General features: G+C 66.1%; 17 protein-coding genes and 1 riboswitch. Of the genes, 8 read left to right on the forward strand and 9 right to left on the reverse strand.

Features of this window, described 5'->3' with window-relative positions:
- Complete coding sequence (locus tag MJ606_RS13515) at window positions 1–2901, reverse strand: EAL domain-containing protein (protein ID WP_243050052.1); 2901 nt, start codon at window positions 2899–2901, stop codon at window positions 1–3.
- A 371-nt stretch (window positions 2902–3272) separates the two neighbouring features.
- Between MJ606_RS13515 and MJ606_RS13520 the strand changes: the two genes are divergently transcribed.
- Complete coding sequence (locus MJ606_RS13520) at window positions 3273–4187, forward strand: hypothetical protein (RefSeq protein WP_243050053.1); 915 nt, start codon at window positions 3273–3275, stop codon at window positions 4185–4187.
- A gap of 76 nt (window positions 4188–4263) precedes the next feature.
- On the opposite strand, the gene MJ606_RS13525 is transcribed toward MJ606_RS13520, so the two are convergent.
- The 5 genes from MJ606_RS13525 to MJ606_RS13545 all read right to left on the reverse strand — a co-directional run bounded on the left by MJ606_RS13525 (window position 4264) and on the right by MJ606_RS13545 (window position 8906).
- Window positions 4264–5166 carry a DUF4097 family beta strand repeat-containing protein gene (locus MJ606_RS13525; protein ID WP_243050054.1) on the reverse strand — a complete coding sequence of 301 codons (903 nt, stop codon included), beginning with the start codon at window positions 5164–5166 and terminating at the stop codon, window positions 4264–4266.
- A gap of 19 nt (window positions 5167–5185) precedes the next feature.
- Complete coding sequence (locus MJ606_RS13530; protein ID WP_243050055.1) at window positions 5186–5626, reverse strand: hypothetical protein; 441 nt, start codon at window positions 5624–5626, stop codon at window positions 5186–5188.
- Window positions 5623–6171 (reverse strand): sigma-70 family RNA polymerase sigma factor, encoded by a 549-nt coding sequence (locus MJ606_RS13535; RefSeq protein WP_243050056.1) that lies wholly within the window; start codon window positions 6169–6171, stop codon window positions 5623–5625. Before MJ606_RS13535 ends, MJ606_RS13530 begins: the two co-directional genes overlap by 4 nt.
- Before the next feature lie 131 nt (window positions 6172–6302).
- Window positions 6303–8096 (reverse strand): phosphoenolpyruvate carboxykinase (GTP), encoded by a 1794-nt coding sequence (locus MJ606_RS13540; protein ID WP_343214821.1) that lies wholly within the window; start codon window positions 8094–8096, stop codon window positions 6303–6305.
- Between the two features lie 231 nt (window positions 8097–8327).
- The gene (locus MJ606_RS13545; RefSeq protein WP_243050058.1) at window positions 8328–8906 is read right to left on the reverse strand and encodes a TetR/AcrR family transcriptional regulator; all 579 of its coding nucleotides are present in this window, start codon (window positions 8904–8906) and stop codon (window positions 8328–8330) included.
- A 121-nt stretch (window positions 8907–9027) separates the two neighbouring features.
- On the opposite strand from MJ606_RS13545, the gene MJ606_RS13550 reads away from it, so the two are divergent.
- The 3 genes from MJ606_RS13550 to MJ606_RS13560 are packed head-to-tail and all read left to right on the forward strand — an operon-like array spanning window position 9028 to window position 12971.
- On the forward strand, window positions 9028–9918 hold the full coding sequence (locus tag MJ606_RS13550; RefSeq protein WP_243050114.1) for an alpha/beta hydrolase: 891 nt from the start codon (window positions 9028–9030) through the stop codon (window positions 9916–9918).
- Window positions 9919–9970: 52 nt separating this feature from the next.
- Entirely contained in the window at window positions 9971–12442 is a 2472-nt protein-coding gene (locus tag MJ606_RS13555; RefSeq protein WP_243050059.1) for an acyl-CoA dehydrogenase, read from the forward strand.
- 58 nt (window positions 12443–12500) lie between these two features.
- Complete coding sequence (locus MJ606_RS13560) at window positions 12501–12971, forward strand: hotdog fold domain-containing protein (RefSeq protein WP_243050060.1); 471 nt, start codon at window positions 12501–12503, stop codon at window positions 12969–12971.
- Between the two features lie 54 nt (window positions 12972–13025).
- On the opposite strand, the gene MJ606_RS13565 is transcribed toward MJ606_RS13560, so the two are convergent.
- A complete protein-coding gene (locus MJ606_RS13565; protein ID WP_243050061.1) occupies window positions 13026–14627 on the reverse strand; it encodes a peptide chain release factor 3 in 1602 nt (533 codons plus the stop codon).
- Window positions 14628–15185: 558 nt separating this feature from the next.
- On the opposite strand from MJ606_RS13565, the gene MJ606_RS13570 reads away from it, so the two are divergent.
- Window positions 15186–17528 carry a TonB-dependent receptor gene (locus tag MJ606_RS13570; RefSeq protein WP_243050062.1) on the forward strand — a complete coding sequence of 781 codons (2343 nt, stop codon included), beginning with the start codon at window positions 15186–15188 and terminating at the stop codon, window positions 17526–17528.
- 10 nt (window positions 17529–17538) lie between these two features.
- The gene (locus MJ606_RS13575) at window positions 17539–18681 is read left to right on the forward strand and encodes a histidinol-phosphate transaminase (RefSeq protein ID WP_243050063.1); all 1143 of its coding nucleotides are present in this window, start codon (window positions 17539–17541) and stop codon (window positions 18679–18681) included.
- Between the two features lie 17 nt (window positions 18682–18698).
- On the opposite strand, the gene MJ606_RS13580 is transcribed toward MJ606_RS13575, so the two are convergent.
- Window positions 18699–19370, reverse strand: coding sequence for a M24 family metallopeptidase (locus MJ606_RS13580; protein ID WP_243050064.1), 672 nt, complete (start codon window positions 19368–19370; stop codon window positions 18699–18701).
- Between the two features lie 55 nt (window positions 19371–19425).
- The gene (locus tag MJ606_RS13585; protein WP_243050065.1) at window positions 19426–19782 is read right to left on the reverse strand and encodes a DUF1304 domain-containing protein; all 357 of its coding nucleotides are present in this window, start codon (window positions 19780–19782) and stop codon (window positions 19426–19428) included.
- A gap of 241 nt (window positions 19783–20023) precedes the next feature.
- Here MJ606_RS13585 and MJ606_RS13590 point away from each other — a divergent pair, with 241 nt between their 5' ends.
- Together MJ606_RS13590 and MJ606_RS13595 are read left to right on the forward strand one after the other, a co-directional pair.
- Complete coding sequence (locus tag MJ606_RS13590) at window positions 20024–20815, forward strand: hypothetical protein (protein WP_243050066.1); 792 nt, start codon at window positions 20024–20026, stop codon at window positions 20813–20815.
- 114 nt (window positions 20816–20929) lie between these two features.
- Window positions 20930–21046, forward strand: a riboswitch (SAM riboswitch).
- Between the two features lie 85 nt (window positions 21047–21131).
- Complete coding sequence (locus tag MJ606_RS13595; protein ID WP_243050067.1) at window positions 21132–22160, forward strand: homoserine O-succinyltransferase; 1029 nt, start codon at window positions 21132–21134, stop codon at window positions 22158–22160.
- Window positions 22161–22196 lie beyond the last annotated feature (36 nt).

Consider the following 22196-nt stretch of genomic DNA (forward strand, 5'->3'; position numbering starts at 1 on the left):
TCAGGGCAGCGCGAAATTGTGTTCGCGCTGCAGCCATACCTCGGCCATCTTCGGCGTGGCGAACAGGAAACCCTGGCCGTAGCGGCAGCCGATGCGCAGCAGCGCCTCGCGCTGTTCCTCGTCCTCGATGCCCTCGGCGATCACCTGCATCTGCAGGGAGTTGGCCAGCGCCTGGATCGCACGCACCACGGCGGTGCCGTGGCCGCCCTCGCGCGGCAATTCCACGATGAAGGAGCGATCGATCTTCAAGGTTTCGATCGGGTACTGGTGCAGGTAGCTCAGCGAGGAATAGCCGGTGCCGAAGTCGTCCAGCGCGATGCTCACGCCATGCGAGCGCAGGTTGTCCAGCATGCGCTTCACCTGCACGGCGTTTTCCAGCAGCGCGCGTTCGGTCACCTCGATGCGCAGGCAGCGCGGCGGCAGGTGGTGCGCCTGGATCAGTTCGAGCAGGCGGGTGTCCAGGTCGGCCGAGCGGAAATGCCGCCCGGAGACGTTGATGCTGACAAAACCCTCGTTGCCGGCCAGCGCCTCGGCCTGCGCGCAGACCTGCTCGAAAATCTGCCAGTCGATGCTTTCCGCGCAGCCGCTTTCCTCGGCCACCGCGAGAAAGTCGGCCGGCGTGAGCAGGCCGCGATCGGGATGGCGCCAGCGCAGCAATGCCTCGTAGCCCACCGTGCGGCCGCTCTGCAGCATCACGATGGGCTGGTAGAACGGCACGAATTCGTTGCGGCTGAGCGCGCGGCGCAGATCGCCTTCCATTTCCAGCAGGGATAGCGCCTCGCGGCGCAGGCGATCGTCGAATATGGCGGCGCGATGGCGGCCTTCGTCCTTGGCGCGATACATCGCCGCGTCGGCGTCGCGCAGCAGTTCCTCCGGCCGCTGGTAGTGCGGGCTGGGCAAGGCGATGCCGATGGAAGCGGAGGTGAAGATTTCCTTCGCGCCGAGCCGGAACGGCGTCTGCAGTTCGTCGATGATGCGCTCGGCGATCAGCAGGGCCATCTTCGGGTCGGTGATGCCCTCGGCCAGCACCGCGAACTCGTCGCCGCCCAGGCGCGCCACCACGTCGCGCGTCTTCAGGCAGGCGCGGATGCGGCCGCCCACCTGGAACAACAGATCATCGCCGACCAGATGGCCGACCGAGTCGTTGATGACCTTGAAGCGGTCCAGGTCGATGAACAGCACCGCGAACAGTTCCTGCGTGTCGCTGTGATAGCGCTGCAGGGCCTGCTCCATGCGTTGCAGCAGCAGGGTGCGATTGGGCAGGCCGGTCAGCGAGTCGTGCAGGGTCTCGTACTTCAGGCGGCGCTCGACGCGCTCGCGCTCGGCGATCTGCTCGCGCAGGTCGCGGTTGGCCAGCGCCAGCGCGCGCGTGCGTTCGGTGACGCGGCGCTCCAGGCTGGCATAGGCCTGCTTCAGCGATTCGGTGGTGTGCTTGCGCTGCAGCGCATTGGCCACGTGGTAGCCGACGAAGGTCAGCAGCTCCTGGTCGCGCACGTCGTAGGTGTGCTCGGGCGAGTAGCTCTGCACCGCCAGCACGCCCATGGCGCGATCGCCCCAGATCAGCGGCACGCCCAGCCAGCACACCGAGCGCGAGCCGCGATGGGTCAGCTCGCCCAGGCGTTGCAGGCGTTCGAATTCCTCCGGGTCGGCCAGCAGCGGCTTGCCATGGCGCAACACGTATTCGGTGACGCCCCGGCCATGCGCGCGCGGCAGGCGCACGGTGTCGAACTCGTCGACGGAGTAGGGGAAGCTCAGGGTCTTCTGCTCTTCATCGAGCAGCGCGATGTAGAAATTGCGCGCGTACAGCAGCCCGCCGATCACGCGGTGCACGGCGGCGTAGAAGTTGTCCAGGCTCTCGGAAGCGTTGGCCAGCTCGGCGATGCGGAACAGCGCCGCCTGCAGGCGTTCGCCGCGCTGGCGCTGCAAGACCTGCTGGCGCAGCACGCGATTGGCCTCGCGCAACGCCGCCGTGCGGCTGGACACGCGGCGTTCCAGTTCCTCATGCGCTTCGCGTCGTTCCAGCGCGGTCTGCACATGCTTGGCCACGTAGCTGAGCAGCTCGCGGTCGTGCTGGGTGTAGTGGGTGTCCTCGCGATAGCTCTGCATCACGATACCGCCCACCACGCGCCCGTCGCGCAGCAGCGGCACGCCCAGCCAGTGCTCGCACACCGGTCCCAGCAGCACGAAGCGGCCCTTGAACTGCTCGGTCAGCTCGGCCACCGAGCCCATGATGGCCTGGCCGCACTGCAACAGGTTCCAGGTGAGGCTGTGGCGCATATCCTGCAGCGGCACCGCCTCGTCGTGCGCGGGCGGCTCCTTGTCCATGGTGTCGACGTAGTACGGGAAGCGCACTGTGTCGGTGGCCGCGTCGTACAGCGCGATATAGAAATTCTCCGCGTACATCAGGCTGCCGAGGATGGCGTGCAGCGAGTGCATCATCTCGGTCATGTTGTGCTCGGCACCCGCCTGGTCGGCGATGGCGTAGAGCGCACGCTGCAGTCGTTCGGCCAGGGCCAGCCGCGAGATCGCCTCGTACAGGCGCGAGGTTTCGGCAAGCTGGCGCAGGCGTGTGGCCGCCAGGCGACCGAGCCAGGCCAGGTGATCCTGCAGCGCGTCGGGGACGTCCCCGCCCGGCAGTTCGAGCACGAGCGAGCGCAGGCCTTGCGGATCCTCGGCCAGTTCCAGCTGCTTGCCGGTGCCTGCGGCCGGGGCAGGGTCGCCGAGCAGGTGCCAGTGCAGGCGCCCTTGTACGCCCAGTTCGGCCAACATGGCCTCGCAAATCTCCAGCACGCAAGCAGCATCAGCCGCGCGGAACAGTCGTTCCACGGCGGCGTGCATGGCAGCGACATTGCTGTCTGCAGGCCAGGGCATGGGCATAGTGCTGGTAGGTACCGATGTCATCAGTCGCAGGCGAATCCGTGCTTTGTCGACAAAGGCGACTATATAGCGCCTCTGTTCAGCTTTGTCGCTGACTGTTTCACCCTGGCGTGGTTGGCGCTGTCCAAGGCTGGCGAGTTTCTGGCCGACACCGTGATGAGATTCCGCCTACACGGTGGACTGGAAACATATCGCGGCGGAGGTCATGGATTTTCGGGGAACCTGGCACGCTTCTTGATGTCAAAAAAACGTGATTCCAGGGAGCCCTTGACCTAACCCAAGGGCAACTTCTGGGTGTTAGTAAAAAGTAAAATGTGATACCGTGGCGCTTGATCGTCTCTGGGAGAGGGCGATTCCTTGTCCCGTCCAACGGTATCGCGGGGGTTTTCGCGTAGATGCGTCGCTTGTTGCTGTCATTGCCACTGCTGTTGATGCCGTTTATCGCGGCAGGGCAGTCTGCGGCCAGCGACCCATACGACGTGGCGGGCCGCCTGCTGGCGCAGGCGCCTGACCAGGTGGCGCAGATCGGCCCCGGCGTAGCGGTTCCGCTGTGGCGTGGCGCCGATGGTCATTGGCTGGCCTTGCAGGCGAGCAACAACACGCTGACCACCACGCAGCTTGCCGATGCGCCGCTGCAGTTCCGTGCGGTGGATGCCGCCTCCGTCCTCTCCAGCAACTTCCAGTATGGGCTGGGCCCGAACCTGCAGGCACATGTCGGCGTCAGCGAACACAACTGGGCCAACAACCAGGCACCTCGTGTCATCGGCAGCGAAGTGGGGGCTACCTACAACAGCGGCCGTTACACCCTGGGGCTCAGCGTGGGCGCCAATAGCGTGCCGGGCAACGCCACGCTGCCGCGCTTGCTGCCAGGTGCCTTGCCTGGTGTGAATGGGCTGCCGGGTTTCGATAGCAGCACGCAGCTCAATGCCCGTGGCCGCCTGGCGCTGGACGGCGCCAGCGGTATCGATCTCGGCGCCAGCGTTGGGCGCGTACGCCTGTTGCCGGGCAATCTGCTTGGCATCAGCACGCTCGACCAGAAGGCCTTGAGCTTTGGCGTCGATCGGGGTCCGCTGAGCGGCAGCATCGTCGGTCGCACCATGCAGCCGGAGGCCGGCGTGCCGGGCGTTGGCTACCAGGATCGTCACTGGAACAGCATCGACCTGGGTGTCACCTGGCGCTTGCCGTGGCAGGGTCAATTGAGCGTCGGCGCGCAGAACTTGTGGTCATCGGGCAGCGGCGCGAATACGCCCATGGGCCCGGAGCCGGATCAGTCGCGCACACCTTACGTGCAATATCACCAGGATCTTTGAGCCCGCATCCACAGGGGCGGGCGTCAAAAAAACGCCGGGCATGAGAGCCCGGCGTTTTTTGTTTGGCGCGTGACGATCAGTCCTGCTGGCGAATGCGCAGGTCGCCGCTGAAGGTCTCGACGCTGATCTTGCCGTTGCCGCCGCCCACGGTGGCCTGAAGCTCGCTGCCGGGGCCATGTTCCACCTTCTTGACCGTGCCGAAATCGCTGCGCAGGTCGCCGCTGAAGGTGTTGGCGTGGATGGTGGCCGAGGTGCTGGCGGGAATCTGCAGCTGCACGTCGCCACTCATGCTGTCGACATCGAAGGTGCCGCCCGGGGCGAGGCCGCCGGCCAACTGCACGTCACCGGAAACCGTGCTGAGGTTGAGCTTGCGCCAGGGCCCGCCACCGACGCGGATGCGCCCGGATACCGTCTGCAGTTCGGCTTCAGCGCCGATGTTGGGCGCAAGGATGTCACCGCTGACCGTCTGCAGCGATACCTTGCCCGCGCTGCCGGCCAGCTCGATGCTGCCGCTGACGCTGTCCACGTCGGCGATCGGCGTGCGGGCGTTCACGCGGGCCTTGCCGCTGACCGTGTTCACGCTGATCTTGCCGCCGTCGATGCCATCGATGCTCAGCGGCGCGCTGACCACGTCGACATCCAGCGAGGCCCCCTTGGGCACGCGGATATCCAGCGTGGTAGCACCCATCGAGGTGTCGCTGTTCCAGTTGAACCAGCCCGACTTGCCCTGCGATTGCACCTTGATGGTCATGTCGCCGTTGCTGCCCTCGATGGCGAGCGGCTTGGCGCCATCGCCGAGACGGCCGCCCACCTGCACCTGGTTGCGATCCCACGCGGTGATGGTGACGGCGCCTTTGACGTTGCTGATGCTGACGTGCACGTTGGGCGTGGCGTCGTGCGTGAGATTGATGGGCGTATCGGCCAGGGCTTGGCCGATCGACAGGCTGAGCAGGAGTGGGAGGATGCGTACGGTTTTCATGCTGAAGGCTCCGCTGGACTCAACCAGCCTGGTGTTCCATCTGACGCAGTTGCGATTGCTGTTTTTGGGTGCGATATAGCAGGCGCTGCAGCGCGGGGGAATCGGGGGCCTGCTCGATGGCCTGACGCAGTTCCATGCTGGCGGCATCGAGTTCCACCGCGGCACCGGCAAGGCGCGGATCGGTGGGGCGCCAGCGTGCCGCGTCCGGCGTGGCTTGGGCGGCGCTGACGCTGGCGGGCTGCTCACGCAGGTGCACGACGACGCTGCCGGCAAACAGGGCCAGGCCAGCCACGCTGGCGGCCAGCAGCCAGCCCTGGCGACGGCGCGATGGCTTGTCCGCGATCGGCATGGCGGCATCGGCCGCATCCAGCGCGGTATCCAGCGCGGGCCACAGGTCGCGGCGCGGCGTCACCGGTTCGCGCAGGGCGCGGGTCTGGCGGAGCCATTCGAATTCGTTCATGAGCGTTCTCCCAATACTTTTCGCAGCAGGCCGCGCGCACGGTGCAGTTGTGCCTTGGACGATCCCACTGCCATACCCAGCTCGGCGCCGATTTCCTCGTGCCGCCAGCCTTCGATGTCATGCAACACCAGTACGGCGCGCGCACGGGGCGGCAGCTTGCCGATGGCGCGTTCCAGTTCCTCGCGCTCAGCGGCGCAGAACGGTGTTTCACCATGATCCGGAATAGTGTCCTCGTCCATCATCGTGACCGGGTCGGCGCCACGCGACCGGATATCCATCAGCGCGACATTCACGGCGAGCCGGTACAGCCAGGTGCTGAACGCGCTTTCATGGCGAAAGCCGGCCAGCTTCTGCCAGGCGCGCACGAACGCGTCCTGGGTGAGATCTTCCGCGCGGGCGTGATCGTAGCCGGCGAGCCGGTAGACCGCGCCATAGATGCGGTCCACATGCAGTCGATAAAGCCGCTGGAACGCCTGTCGATCACCCGCAGCGGCCGCGCGGACGTCGTCCGTGTCGGTGGAGTCCGCGGCAGGCGCAGGCGGCATGGGGCTTCCGTTGGCGGGGCAGGCGGCAATCATCTTGCCAGCTTGGATGCGCCGGTGCGTGGCAAGGTTTAACGAGGGGGGAGGCGAAGCCCGTTCTGCCGGCCGCATGACGGCCGGCAGAACGGGGTGACTCAGGAGGCGACGGCGGTGCGCGGGGGCGCCGCGGCTTGATCCAGCGCCTTGGCGACGCGCTGCTGTTCGGCATGCAACTGCTGCGGCATGCGGGCGCCGAAGCTGTGCAGGTAATCGCCGATATCGGCCAGTTCGGCCGTCCAGCCAGCGTGGTCGACATGCAGCAGGGTGTCGACCGTGCGTGGGTCGAGGGCCAGCTCGTCGAGCTTGAGTTCGCCCTTGGCGGGCACTGTGCCGATCGGCGTCTCGGTGCCGCTGGCGCGGCCTTCGACGCGATCGATCATCCATTCCAGCACGCGCAGGTTGTCGCCGTAGCCCGGCCACAGGAAGCGGCCATCCTCGCCCTTGCGGAACCAGTTGACGTGGAAGATCTTCGGCAGTTTCGCGCCCGGCCGGTCAAACGATAGCCAGTGACGGAAATAGTCGCCATAGTGGTAGCCGGCGAACGGCTTCATCGCCATCGAATCGCGGCGCAGCACGCCCACTGCGCCGGTGGCGGCGGCGGTGGTTTCCGAACCCATGGCGGCACCCACCAGCACGCCGTGCGCCCAGTCGCGCGCCTCGAACACCAGCGGGATCAGCGAGGGGCGACGGCCGCCGAACACGATGGCGCTGATCGGCACGCCCTGGGCGTCCTCGGCATGCGGCGACCAGGTCGGGCACTGGCTGGCGCTGACGGTGAAGCGGGAGTTCGGATGGGCCGCCGGACCGTTGGCGGGGTCATACGGACGGCCCTGCCAGTCGGTGACGGGCGACCCTGGCAGGCCTTCCCACCAGGGCTGGTTGTCGGCCGTGACGGCGACGTTGGTGAAAATGGTGTCGCGCGCGATGCTGGAAAGCGCGTTCGGATTGGTCGCTTCGCTGGTGCCCGGCGCCACGCCGAAGAAACCGGCTTCCGGATTGATCGCGTAGAGGCGGCCGTCCGCGCCGGGGCGCATCCAGCAGATGTCGTCGCCCACGGTCCACACCTTCCAGCCGTCCTTGCGGTAGCCCTCCGGCGGAATCAGCATGGCCAGGTTGGTCTTGCCGCAGGCCGATGGGAACGCGGCGGCGATGTAATGCGTTTCGCCCCGGGGATTCTCGATGCCCACGATCAGCATGTGCTCGGCCAGCCAGCCTTCGGACTGGGCCTGGTAGCTGGCGATACGCAGCGCATGGCACTTCTTGCCCAGTAGCGCGTTGCCGCCGTAGCCGGAGCCATACGACTTGATGGTCAGCTCTTCGGGGAAGTGCATGATGAAGCGGCGCTCCGGGTCCAGCTCGCCGGTGGAGTGCAGGCCCTTCACGAAGCTGCCTTCGCGCTCGATACGGGCCAGCGCGGCGGCGCCCATGCGGGTCATGGTGCGCATGTTGATCACCACGTACGGGCTGTCGGTGATCTCCACGCCACAGCGGGCCAGCGGCGAGTCGATCGGCCCCATGCAGTAGGGGATCACGTACATGGTGCGGCCTTCCATGCAGCCGTCGAACAGCGCATCCATCTTGGCGTGCGCGTCGGCCGGCGCCATCCAGTGATTATTGGGGCCGGCAGCTTCCTCGTCCCGGGTGCAGACAAAGGTGAGGTGCTCGACGCGGGCCACGTCGGAGGGGTTCGAGCGGTGCAGGTAGCAGCCCGGATGGGTCTGCTGGTTCAGCTCGATCAGGTCGCCGGTCTGCAGCATCTGCTGCACCAGCTGCCGGTATTCGGCATCCGAGCCATTGCACCAATGGATCTGCGCAGGGCGGGTCAGGGCCGCCACTTCGTCAACCCAGCGCTGCAGCGCTTCCAGCTTGCTCGACATCGCGTTCCTCACTCTGGTCTTAGGCCAAAAAAGAGCGAAAACGGTAACTTGCGATGACTGGCATGGCAAGGCGAGGTGCAGCAAAAGGCAACTGGGCGCACCCCTAAAACACCGCTCCGGCCGGCAGTTAGGCAGGAACGTGCAGACCACTTCGGGAAGTGGACTGCCAGAGGCGTTGGGCCATAGAAAACGCCACCCGAAGGTAGCGTTCTTTGTAGTGGAAATTCCTGCTGTGGCCTGGGCTTAGGCTGGGGTAAGGGTGCGGATCATGTGCTCGACGTAGGCGTCGAACTCATCATGACTGATCCGCGGCAGGCCCAGGGTGAAGTTGAGCTGCAGGAAGCCGACGTACGCGGCATAGGTGAGGCGGGCGCGATTGAGCGCCTCTTCGGGCGGCAGGCCGGCCTCGCGGTAAATATTGGTGAGGAACTCCATGCGCCGCTGGGACACCCGGGCCATCACCGGTACCACCTGCGGGTGGTCCAGTGCCTTGAGCAGGGCGGCGTAGACGCGATGGGGTGCCAACTCGTGGGCCACGCGGCGGAACAGTTCCGGCAGGCGTGCGCGCGGATCGGGCATGGCCTCGATCTGCTCGATGACTTCGCGCTCGCCGTATTGCTCCCAGCGTTCCAGCGAGGCTTGCAGCAGCGCTTCGCGGGTACGGAAATGCCAGTAGAAGCTGCCCTTGGTCACGCCCAGTTGGCGCGCCAGGGCCTCGACGGCGAGGGCGCCTACACCCTGGTCGGCGATCAGCTTGAGAGCGGCGTCTTCCCAATCTTCAGCGGAAAGTCGGGTGCGTTCGGGTTTGGCGCTTGCATTCATGGATGCATGGTAGCCCCAGTCGGCGGGTTTGCAATTGGCGGCGGGGCAAGTCGTTGAATTGGCGCGGTCATGCGGCGGCGCATATTGACGTGGCCATTTGTCGCGATCCATACTCGTGCGTATGGTATCCGCATCGCCCATTGAGAAGACCGTGTCCCGCGTCACCGCCGCCGATGGCCTGGAGCTGGCGGTCGAGGTGCGGCATCCCTCCGGCACCCCCACGCTGCTGTTCGCGCATGGCTTCGGCCAGACCCGTGGCGCCTGGCGCGGCACGGCGGCGGCGCTGGCCGCGCAGGGTTATCGCTGCGTCACCTTCGACAGCCGTGGCCATGGCGAAAGCGGACGGGTGGCCGGTGGCGACTATCACATGGAACAGTTCGTCGGCGATCTGCGCCTGCTGGCCCATGCGGAGTTGAGCAAGCCGATCCTGGTGGGCGCCTCGATGGGCGGCCTGCTGGGACTGGTGGTGGCCGGCGAGATCGATCCACAAGCGTTCCGCGCGCTGGTGTTGGTGGACATCACGCCGCGCTGGGAAACCAAGGGCGTCGAACGCATCCTCGCCTTCATGCAGGCGCATCCGGATGGCTTCGCCAGCTACGAGGAGGCGGCCGAGCAGATCGCGGCCTATCTGCCGCATCGCGCGGAGCGCAAGACCGAAGACCAGCTGCGCCCGCTGCTGCGCGAAGGCGCCGACGGTCGTCTGCGCTGGCACTGGGACCCGGCCTTGCTGGGTGGTGTGGTCAGCGAAAGCGAGCGTTACCAGCCGCGCCTGATGGCTGCCGCCGCCAAGGTGAACGTGCCGGTGCTGCTGCTTTCCGGTGGTCGCAGCGACGTGGTTTCGCGCGATACCGTCGAAGAATTCCTGCGGCTGGTGCCGCATGCCGAGCATGTCCAATTGCCGCGCGCCACGCACATGGTGGCGGGCGACGCCAACGATGCATTCACCCGCGAGATCGCACGATTCGTGGGCGAGCTTTCCTCACCCGGTCGCCGTGATGCGGCGGCCGTATGAGTTTTTTCCCGTGTTCGATCCGCAAAGTCGTCATCCGTAACGAGGTGTTGTGATGTCTGTGATCCTGACCCTGCTGGCGGCACTCATTGCCACCGGCGCCTGTGCCTACCATCGCAGTAGCCTGCGCACGTGGGCGATCGCCACGGTGGTCACCACCGTCGTGGTCGGCCTGGTCGCCGGCGCGCCGTGGACCACTTTCATTCTGCTGGTGATCGAGCTGGCGATCGCGGTGCCGTTGCTGTTGCCCGGCTTTCGCCGCAAGCAGATCAGCGCGCCGCTGTTGAAGATGTTCGCCAAAGTGACGCCGAAGCTGTCCGAGACCGAGCAGACCGCGCTGGAGGCTGGCACGGTGGGCTTCGAAGGCGAGCTGTTCTCCGGCAAGCCGGACTGGCACGAGTTGCTCAAGCAACCCAAGCCCGAGCTGAGCGTGGAAGAACAGGCCTTCATGGACGGCCCGGTGGAAGAGCTCTGCGGCATGATCGACGACTGGCAGATCACCCACGAACTGGCCGACCTGCCGCCGGAGGTCTGGGCCTTCGTCAAGAAGCACAAGTTCTTCGGCATGATCATCCCGAAGCAGTACGGCGGCCTGGGTTTCTCCGCGCTGGCGCATTCGGCGGTGCTGCAGAAGCTGGCCACCATGTCGGCCACGGTAGCTTCCACCGTGGCCGTGCCCAACTCGCTGGGCCCGGCCGAACTGCTGCTGCACTACGGCAGCGACGAGCAGAAGAACCATTACCTGCCGCGCCTGGCCATCGGCGAGGAGATTCCGTGTTTTGCGCTCACCGGTCCGTACGCGGGCTCCGATGCCACCTCCATCACCGACTACGGCATCGTGTGCAAGCAGGTGGTCAACGGCGTCGAGACGCTGGGCATGAAGCTCACCTTCGACAAGCGCTACATCACGCTGGCGCCGATCGCCACGGTGGTGGGCCTGGCCTTCCGCCTGTATGACCCGGAAAAGCTGTTGGGCGACAAGGAAGACCTCGGCATCACGCTGGCGCTGCTGCCGCGTTCGACCCCGGGCCTGGAAATTGGCCGCCGCCACTTCCCGTTGAACGTGCCGTTCCAGAACGGTCCGCTGCACGGCAAGGACGTGTTCGTGCCGATGTCGGTGCTGATTGGCGGTCCGCATATGGCCGGCCATGGCTGGCGCATGCTGGTGGAATGCCTGTCGGTGGGCCGTGCGATTTCGCTGCCGTCCAACGCGACGGGCGGCGTGCGCGCCGCGGTGGCTTCTACTGGTGCGTATGCACGCATGCGCAAGCAGTTCGGCCTGTCCATCGCCCGTTTCGAGGGCGTGGAAGAGGCATTGGCCCGCATCGGTGGCCTGACCTACGCCACGGCGGCGCTGTCGCGCGCCACCGCAGCGGCGGTGGATCGCGGCGAGAAGCCGGCGGTGCCGTCGGCCATCGCCAAGTACCACGCGACCGAGTGGGGCCGCGCCGTTGCGGGTGACGCGATGGACGTTCACGGCGGCAAGGCTGTACAGCTGGGTCCGAAGAACTATGCCGGCCGTGCGTGGCAGGGCGTGCCTATCGCCATCACGGTGGAAGGCGCCAACATCATGACGCGCAGCCTGATGATCTTCGGCCAGGGCGCCATCCGCTGCCATCCCTACGTGCTGAAGGAAATGCAGGCGCTGTCGATCGCCGACTACGGTGACCGACTGCGCACGTTCGATCGCGCGCTGTTCGGCCATATCGGCTTCGGCATTTCCAACGCCGTGCGCAGTTTCACGCTGGGCCTCACCGGTTCGCGCTTCGGCGAGACCGCGGGCGATGCCTATACGCGCCGCTACTACCGCAAGCTCAACCGCTACTCCGCCGCGCTGGCGCTGTGCGCGGACACTTTCATGGGCGTGCTGGGCGGCAAGCTGAAGTTCAAGGAAAAACTGTCCGCCCGCCTGGGTGACGTGCTGAGCTACCTGTACATCGCCAGTGCGATGCTCAAGCGCTACGAGGACACCGGCCGTCCGGAAGCGGATCGTCCGCTGCTGGCCTGGGCGTTCCACGAGTGCGTGTGGCGCATGCAGATGGCGCTGGATGGCGCGATCCGCAATTTCCCCGTGCGTCCGGTGTCGTGGCTGCTGCGCGTGCTGGTGTTTCCGCTGGGTCGCCGCGAGGTGCCGCCGTCCGATCGCCTGGGTCGTCGCGTTGCCGCGTTGATCACCGCGCCAGGCGAGGCGCGCGATCGCCTCACCGAGTGGGCCTATCTCACGCCGACCGCCAACAACACCATCGGCCGCATGAACGCGTTGTTGCCTGACGTGATCGCCGCCGAGCCGGTGGAGCGCAAGTTCGGCAAGGCGCAGAAGACAGGCCAGTTCAAGTCGCACGACTACAACGGCCAGCTCGCCGAGGCCGTGCAGGCCGGCGTGATCACTGCGCCGGAAGCCGACCTGCTCAAGCGCGTGCGCGAGGGCGTGTTCGAGTTCATCTCGGTGGACGATTTCGATCCGTCCGAACTGCGTGCGGCGGTGACGCGGGCCGATCGCAACAAGAAGCTGGCCGACGCGGCCTGATACCCATCGCCATGCCACAAGGGCGGAGCATTCACTCCGCCCGCGCGGGAGGTTTGCCATGAGCCAGGCGTTGTCGCTCTATCGTCGACTGGCCTCCGTGCCGGGCGGGCGCTGGCTGTATGGCCGGCTGATCTGCTTCAAGGCGCCTTACTTCGCCACCATCGCGCCGCGCTTCGTGGCGCTGGAGCCGGGGCGCTGCGAGGTGGATATCCGCGATCGCCGTCGTGTGCACAACCATATCGGCACCGTGCATGCGATCGCGCTGTGCAACGTGGCCGAACTCAGCGCCGGCATGATGACCGACGTGACGATCCCCGCCGGCATGCGCTGGATTCCCAAGGGCATGTCGGTGGAATACCTGGCCAAGGCCAAGGGCACCCTGCACGCCGTGGCGACGCCGGAAAACGCCGCGATCGAGGCGGCCAGTGGCTATGCCTGGCCGGTGGTGGTCAAGGTGCGCAACGATGCGGGCGAGGACGTGTTCCGGGCCCGCATCGATATGTGGGTGTCGCCGCGCGCGAAGGCGTAACGCTGACGCCACACCCCTCCCCAGTCTTCCCCTGGCAAGCAGGGGAGGGAGGACTTAGAGCTCGACCGACGTCGCGTGCTCGCGCGTGGCCGAGAAGCGCACCTGCGGCCAGCGCTCCTGCGCCAGCTGCAGGTTCACGCGCGAGGGCGCGAGATAGACCAGCTCGCCAGCCGCATCGATGCCAAGGTTCATCGCGTTCTTCTCGCGGAATTCCTCCAGCTTCTTGGCGTCGTCGCAATGGATCCAGCGTGCGGTGGCCACGGTGACCGGTTCGAAGCTGGCGTCCACCCCGTATTCGTCCTTGAGGCGGTAGGCCACCACGTCGAACTGCAGCACGCCGACCGCGCCGAGCACCAGGTCGTTGCTCATCAGCGGGCGGAAGAACTGGGTGGCGCCTTCCTCGGACAGCTGGGCCAGGCCCTTCTGCAGCGCCTTCATCTTCAGCGGGTCGCGCAGGCGGGCGCGGCGGAACAACTCAGGCGCGAAGTTGGGGATGCCGGTGAAGCTCACCAGTTCGCCTTCGGTGAAAGTGTCGCCGATGCCGATGGTGCCGTGGTTGTGCAGGCCGATCACGTCGCCGGGGTATGCGCTTTCCACGATCTCGCGATCGCTGGCCATGAAGGTCAGTGCGTTGGCGATGCGCACGTCCTTGCCGGTACGCGTCTGGATCATCTTCATGCCGGCGGTATAGGTGCCCGAGCACACGCGCATGAAGGCGATGCGGTCGCGATGCGCCGGGTCCATGTTGGCCTGGATCTTGAACACGAAGCCGGTGAGCTTTTCTTCCTCGGGCTTCACCTCGCGGGTGAGCGTGGCGCGCGGGCGCGGGGCGGGCGCGTGTTCCACGAAGAAGTCCAGCAGCAGCTGCACGCCGAAGTTGTTCACCGCCGAACCGAAGAACACCGGGGTGAGTTTGCCCGCGAGGTACTGCTCGATATCGAACGGATGCGAGGCGCCCTGCACCAGTTCCAGTTCGTCGCGCAGCTCGGCCAGCGCCTCGGCGCCGATCTTCTCGGCCAGGCCCGGGGCATCCAGGCTCTTGAAGATGGTCGAATCCTGGCGCGTGAAATTCTTGCCCTGCTCGAACACATGCACTTCGTCCAGCAGCAGGTGGTACACACCCTTGAGGCGCTTGCCCATGCCGATCGGCCAGGTGAGCGGGGCGCAGGCGATGCCCAGCACCGACTCCACTTCGTCCAGCAGTTCGATCGGCGAGCGGCCCTCGCGGTCGAGCTTGTTGATGAAGGTCATGATGGGCGTGTCGCGCAGGCGGCACACCTCCATCAGCTTGATGGTGCGTTCCTCCACGCCCTTGGCGCAGTCGATCACCATCAGCGCCGAGTCCACCGCGGTGAGCACGCGGTAGGTGTCTTCGGAGAAGTCCGCGTGGCCGGGGGTGTCGAGCAGGTTGACGATGCGGCCCTCGTAGGGGAACTGCATCACCGACGAGGTGACCGAGATGCCACGCTCCTTTTCCAGCGCCATCCAGTCGGAGGTGGCGTGGCGGGCTGCCTTGCGGCCCTTCACCGAGCCGGCCATCTGGATCGCGCCGCCGAACAGCAGCAGCTTTTCGGTCAGCGTGGTCTTGCCCGCGTCAGGGTGGCTGACGATGGCGAAGGTGCGGCGGCGGCGGGTTTCGGCGAGATGCGTGGACATGGCGGGGTATCAGGCTTGCGAACCCGACATTGTACCAAGGGTTGGGGCAGGGGCGGCCTGGGCTTCCTGGCCATCCCGCCGGGGCACCCTTTTACGCGGGATGTGGCCTGGCTGCGGGTTTTCCGGTGGTCCGTGGAGGCGTGCCGAGGGTGGAGATGCTCCCGCGGTGCCCTCGCCCAAGGCTGCCAGCCGGGGTGGTTGTGAATGCCGGGCCGGCCGAGTCGGAGGCTGGCGCCGTTATGTCATAAACATCATGTTGGTATGACGAAAAGCTTTGAGTGATCCGAAAATGACCGTGATATGGTCCTTGTCATGGCATCTGTTGCCATCGATGTCTTTACGTTTAGACATCCAAATCATTCATTTAAATGAGCGGGGTGGTGGATGGCAATGGACAGGTGGCTTGAACGCGGCTTGGCGTCCTATCCGGCAAAAGCATCCGGGCTTGTCGCAGTGGCGCTGGCCACGGCGTTTTTTCCTGGCCTCTCGATGGCGCAGGACCAGCCAGGGGCGCCTTCGGACCAAGGCAAGGCTGGCAATACCCGGAATCTAAGTACCGTGGTCGTCACCGGCGAACGCGGCGGCGATGCCACTGTGCTCAACAGCGCGGTACCCATCACGGTCATTACCAGCGAGGATCTGCAGCGCACCGGCAAGGCAGGCCTGAAGCACATCCTCGCCGCGCTCGATCCCTCGTTTACGTTGGCCGAGAACGCTTACGGCACCTCGGCTTCGGTGCGTCCTTTCACCATGCGCGGCTTCAGCGGCGATGAAGTGCTGGTGCTGGTCAACGGCAAGCGGCGGCACACGTCGTCGTTCGTCAACAACGTCTCGTCGATCGCCGGCGGCAGCGCACCGGTAGACCTGGACCTGATCCCGGTCAGTGCGATCGACCATATCGAAATCCTGCACGACGCGGCGGCCGCGCAATATGGTTCGGACGCCATCGCCGGGGTCATCAACATCATCCTCAAGCGGGACGACAGCGGCGGCGAGGCCGACACCACGTTCGGCAGCAATTATCACGATGGTGGCGCCACCCTGCAGGAGGAGCTCAACAAGGGTTTCAAGCTCGGCGACGGCGGATTCATCAACCTGTCACTGGATGCGCGGCGGCAAAACGCGGCGCCGTTGCCGGTGTATCCCACGCTCTATCCGTCCAATCCGTTCTATACGCCGCTGCCCGATGGCTCGCCTGACCCGCGCGAGTCGAGCATCGACCGCCGTCATTTCGACAAGGGCTATGGCCAGCCCACCGATGACCATCTGCTCAACCTGGGCTACAACCTCGAATTGCCGCTGGGCGACAACGTCACGCTCTACTCCAACGCCACGCTGAGCTACCGCGACGTGGTGGCGGCCAGCACGCCTTATGGTGAGGGCAGCGTGGCGAACCTGCCGCAGATCTATCCCAACGGTTTCCAGGCTTATCGTCACATCTACGAGACGGACTACCAGGTTACCGGCGGGCTCAAGGGGCAGCTGGATGGATGGAACTGGGACGTCAGCAGCAGCTACGGGCGCGACCACGCCCGCCTGCACGGGCAGAACACGCTCAATCCCTCGTTGGGTCCGGACAGCCCTACCAGCTTTTATCTCGGCGAACAGGATTTCGACCAGCTCACCACCAACCTGGACCTGTCGCGCGCCTTCGACGTGGGGCTGCATGCGCCGCTGCGCGTGTCCTGGGGCCTGGAGCAGCGCTGGGAGAAGTACGAATTGGGCGCGGGCGAGCCCGATTCGTATATCAATGGCGGCTATGCCAGTCCCGATGGCCCGTTTGCCGGCGTGCCGCGCAACGGCGGCCTGCAGGCCTTCAACGGCTATACGCCAGCCAATGCAGTGAATCTCGAACGTGACGTCTACGCCGGTTATGCGGAAGCGGCCACGGACCTCACTGATCGCTGGCACGTGGATCTGGCTGGCCGCTACGAGCACTACAGCGATACGGATCACGTGCTGTCCGGCCAGCTGAGCAGCCGTTTCGCGATCACCTCGACGCTGGCGTTGCGCGGATCGATCGGCAATGGCTTCCGCGCGCCATCGTTGCAGCAGGAAGGGTTTGCCACCACCGGCTACAACACGGCGAACCTGGGCAACGGTTACCAGAGCGTGGAGTCGCTATGGCTGCGCGCCAATTCGCCGGTGGCCGAGGCGTTGGGTGGCACGCCGCTGAAGCCGGAGCGGTCGCGCAACTACAGCCTGGGCCTGGTCTACAACCCCACCGAGGCGCTGCATTTCAGCCTCGACGCCTATCAGGTGCGGATCGACGACTTCATCAGCGCCACGGGCTACATCTCGGGGCCGGCGGTGGCATCGATCCTGACCGCCTACGGCTATTCGGGGCTGGACAGCGTGAAGTTCTTCACCAACGCCGCCGATATCCGCAGCCGTGGCGTCGATGCGTCGGCCTCATGGTTGCAAAGCCTCGGCAACTACGGCTCGATCAACTGGACCTTCAGCGGCAACGTCAATCACCTGCACGTGCTGAGCACGGTTCCCACGCCGCCGCAGTTGAGTGCGCTCGGGCCCACCTACCAGTTGTTGAATGCCGAGGCGCAGGCGGAAATCACCCAGAGCAGCCCCGACCGCAAGCTGATCTTCGGCGGCGACTGGCAGTACGGCAAGCTGGGCGTGCTGCTGCACGAAACGCAGTACGGCAAGTATCGCGAGGCCTATGGCGCGTGGTTCGACGCGCGCTGGATCACCGACCTGGAGGTCAACTACCAGCTGACGCCGGCCATCAACGTCGCGGTGGGCGCCAACAACCTGTTCGATGCGCGCCCGTTCAAGTCGGCGGTGGCGTTCTATCCTTCGCTGGGCGAAAGCTACTATGGCAACACCGCGCCCTATGGCCTCAACGGCGGCTATTGGTATGCGCGCCTTGGCATCACTTTCTGAGGAGCCTCGCATGTCTTCCGAGATGGGCATCGATCGTCGCAGTTTTCTCCAGGGTGCGGGCCTGGCCGTGGGGGCCGCGCTGCTGACTCCCGCGTGGAGCCGCCCTGCATCGGCTGATGCCGCTGCGTCGCCGGGCGCGGGGCCGGGCCTGGTGCGGCTCAGTTTCAACGAGAACCCCTATGGTCCGTCGACGCTTGCCGTGCAGGCGATCCAGCGCGAGCTGGGCCGCGTGGTGCGCTATGGTGATGAAAGTGCCGCCCACGCACTGCGGGAGCAGGTGGCTGCGTACGAGAAGCTGCCGGTCGATCACGTGGTGCTCGGCGAGGTGCTCGACACGCTGGGGCTGCACCTGGGCACCCAGGGTGGCCCCGGTGGCGAATTCATCTATTCGACGCCCGGTTATCTGGCCCTGGTCGATGCCACTTCGCATGTGGGCGGCGTCAGTGTCGCGGTGCCGCTGGACGCCAGCCAGGGCAATGACCTCGCGGCCATCGCGGCCAAGGTGAATCCAAAGACGCGCGCGGTGTACCTGGTCAACCCGCACAACCCCAGCGGCACGGTCAGTGACGATGCGGCGTTCAAGCGATTCCTGCGCGAGGTGTCGCAAAAAACGCTGGTGATCGTCGACGAGGCCTATCTCGAATACACCGACGACTTCGCCACTCGCAGCGCGGTGGATCTCGTGCGCGATGGCGCCAATGTCGCGGTGTTCCGTACCTTTGCCAAGATCCACGGCCTGGCCGGGTTGCCGTTCGGCTACCTGCTGGCGCCGCCGGCGCTGGTGGCGGCGCTGGCCAAGGAAGGCGCCGGCAGCGCCGAGGGGCTGGGCCGGCTGGCCATCGCCGCGGCCAGTGCGGCGTTGCAGGACGAGGCCCTGCTGGAGCGCAGCCGCACGGCCGTCGCCCGCGAACGCGCCGTGTGGGCATCGGTGCTGGCCGAGTTGAAGCTGCCGCACAGTGCGTCCGCCGCCAATTTCGTCTTCTTCGATGCCGGCAGGCCGCAGCATGAGCTGGCGGCGGCATTCCTCAAGCGAGGCGTCGATATCGGGCGCAGCTTCCCGCCGCTGGATCACTGGGCGCGCATCACCATCGGCCTGCCCGAGGAGAATGCCAAGGCGCAACGGGCGCTGCGGGAGATTCTCGCCACGGCCTGACGCCGGTCGCGCCAGGATCAGGCCGGGTCGTTGCTGAGCAGATCCTCGTAGAACGCCCCAAAGGGTTGGGTGGGGTGGGCGAGCTGGATCTCCAGAATCCACAGCCCGCTCGATGGTTTCTCGTCCAGCTCGCCCAGGTCGCCGGCCTTGTGCACCGCATGCGGAAAGTCGCTGACCCGGTGGCCCTTGATCGCGTGGTTGAGGCGCCAGCCCATGGCTTCGGCGCGCTGCCCGGCAAACTGGTACAACGCCTGGCCGCTGAGGCCTTGCGTGCGCCACGCGTCGGCGACGATGTGAAAGAGCTCGCGCGCCGCTTCCGCACAGGCCTGCTGTTCGGGCGCATGGCCCGTCACGAAGGTATCGCCGGCATCGCCCTCGTGGCCATCGAACACCAGGCCCAGGTCGATGAAGTAGATGTCGTTCTCGCCCAGACGCACGCTGGGGTCGGAGCGTTCGCGATAGGTCTTGGTGGTATTGGAGCCGATACGGATGATCACCGGATGCCACAGGCGCTCCATGCCCAGCTGGCGGAAGACCTCGGCGGCCTCGGCCCGCGCCTCATCCTCGCTGATGCCGAGGCGCATGCGTTGCCGGATGCCTTGCACGGCAGCCCACGTCCGCTCGCGGGCGTACTGCATCCGCTGGGGATCGAAGCGTTGGCCGACGGCTTCTTGTCGAATGGCGGTCATGGGCGGTCTGGCGCGGTCGTCATGCGGGCCGGAAGCATCGCGCAGGGCCCGTGGCCTACGACAGTGCCACCAGCAGCAGGCCGATGAGCGCCGGCAAGGCCTGGATCCAGAGGATCTTGCGGCTGGCGGTGAGGCCGCCGAACAGGCCCGCGACCAGCACGCAGCCAAGGAAGAACAACTTCACGTCCGTGCCACGGGAGCCCAACCAGAGACCCCAGCACAGGCCGGCGGCCAGAAAGCCGTTGTAGAGCCCCTGGTTGGCGGCCAGCACTTTCGATTGCGTGGCGAATTCGGCGGTGAGGCCAAAGGCGCGACGCCCCGCGGGGCGGTCCCACAGGAACATCTCCAGGATCAGGAACCACAGGTGCAGAAGGGCAATCAGGGCGACGACGATAGTGGCGGCGATCGACATGGGCTTCGTGGGTGGCGGGCGTGCCGCGCAGTGTTGCAGCCGGGCAGTCGTGCCGCAAATCCTTTCTCCGGGGCCCTGCCAAGCGGGCTTGCTCCTAACACTTTCAGCCGATGGTTGGGTGGTGGACCTCGGCGTACGGTCAAGGGGCTGGGATTGGGATGGACCTGCCAAGGCGACAGTGACGTCCGTTCGGGGGAGCAGGCGGTGCCTGGCCACACTCACTATCCGGGGAATGGCAACCATGAAGAAGTCACTGCGTATGGGCCTGCTGCTGGTCCTGCTTTGTCCGCTGTGCGCGATGGCGCAAAGCGTCCTCGACGGCACCTGGAAGATCGACACGAACAAAGTCGACATGCCCAAGAAGCCGGATGTGATCGTGCTGCAGAACGGTACCTACCAGTGCCAGACCTGCGCGCCGGCCATCAGCGTCAAGGCCGATGGGCAGGATCACCCGGTGACCGGTCACCCGTATTTCGACACGGTGGCCATCCTGGTGGTAGACGACCACACGATGAAGGAAACCCAGAAGAAGAACGGCAAAGTGGTGGGTACCACCACCACCACGGTGGCGGCGGATGGCAAGACGGCGCATTTCGAATTCACCGACAGCAGCAACACCAATGCCGCTCCGGTCACCGGCAAGGGGGACCTCAAGCAGGTGGCGCAGGGGCCGGCGGGTTCGCATGCGGTGTCCGGTTCCTGGGTGACCACCGGCCTGTCCGGCTTTTCCGATAACGGCCTGCTGTTCACCTATAAGGACGCCGGCGGCATGCTCAGCATGACCACGCCCACCGGACAGTCTTTCCAGGTCAAGACCGACGGTACCGAGGCGCCCTACCAGGGCGATCCGGGCATCACCACCGTCACCGTGAAGCAGGTGGGCAAGGGCTCCATCGTGGAAACCGACAAGCGGGACGGCAAGGTGATTGCCGTGATCAAGTCGACCGTGTCGCCCGATGGCAAGGCCATGAAGATCCTCTATGAGGACAAGCTGCGCGGGGAAACCATGTCCTACGTGGCCGAAAAGCAATGAAAGCCGCGTGGCGGCGCGGTTTCGCGCCGCCACGTGATTATAGTGTGATGCCTATACGCCTAGACGTTTAGACGTCTATTGACATGGCGTCTGGATGCCGCTAGATTCTCCACCTACTCATCGAGACCGGCGGAGGGACAGGCCCTTTGAAGCCGGGGCAACCTGCGGAACAGTTCCGCAACGGTGCCAATTCCTGCGGCGGCGCTTCGAGTGCCAGCCGCGAGATGAGGGCAGATCCGCACCGCCGCTCTCTTGCCGGCCGTGCCTTGCTCTCATCTCCGGTCCGCAGGTCGATGCCCGACCGGAGAAGAGCCAGATGTCCAGCCAGCCGCAACCCGTTCCCCCCGCCGTGTCCGCCCCTATCGCGGCCGTCGGCGCCATGCGGCCGGACCTCACCACCCAGCGTTGCAGCCGTCGCGTCTCCTTCACCCCCAAGTACGGCAGCGCGCCGTGCCAGGTGGATGTGCGTTACCTGTGGTGCGGCGCGCCGGACGCGCCCACGGTGATCGTGCAGGGCGGTATTTCCGCCAGCCGCGACGTGGTGGCGCTGGACGGCGAAGTGGCACCCGGCTGGTGGCAGGACCAGGTGGGCGCGGGGCTGCCGCTGGACCTGGACCGCTACCGCGTGCTCTCCATCGACTGGCTCACCCCGGCCGACCTGGACGGCGTGCAGGCCGTGTCCAGCGAAGACCAGGCCGATGCGCTGGCCGCCTTGGTGGAGGCACTGGGCATCGGCCGCGTGCATGCCTTCGTGGGTTCTTCCTATGGCGCCATGGCCGCGCTGGCCTTCGCCGCCCGTCATCCCTATGCCCTGGGTCGCCTGGTGCTGCTGGCGGGTGCCCATCGCCCGCATCCGCTGGCCACGGCACAGCGTTCGGTGCAGCGCGGCATCGTGCGCCTGGGCCTGGACTGCGGTCAGCCGGAACAGGCGCTGGCGCTGGCCCGCCAGCTGGCCATGACCACCTATCGCGGCAGCGAGGAATTCGCGCGCCGCTTCAACGCCGCGCCGGAATTCCGCGATGGGCGCTTCCACTTCCCGGTGGAGGATTACCTGGAGCACGCCGGCCGCCGCTTCGTCGAACGCTTTGACGTCGAGCGCTTCCTCGCCCTGTCCGAGTCGATCGACCTGCACGACGTGACGCCCGAGCAGGTCGCCGCGCCGGCCACGCTGATCGGTTTCCCGTCCGATCGCCTGGTGCCGCTGGCCGACCTGTGCGAGCTGCAGCGCCGCCTGCATGGGCCGGCCACGCTGGAAGTGGTCGAGTCGCCCTACGGGCACGACGCCTTCCTCAAGGAAACCGACCGCCTCGCGCCGCTGCTGCGCGAAGCGCTGGCCGGTTGTTGAACCCATACATAAAGAGCAAGACGCACGGAGATCCAC

It is taken from the genome of Dyella sp. RRB7 (genome assembly GCF_022761115.1).
GTDB lineage: Bacteria > Pseudomonadota > Gammaproteobacteria > Xanthomonadales > Rhodanobacteraceae > Dyella.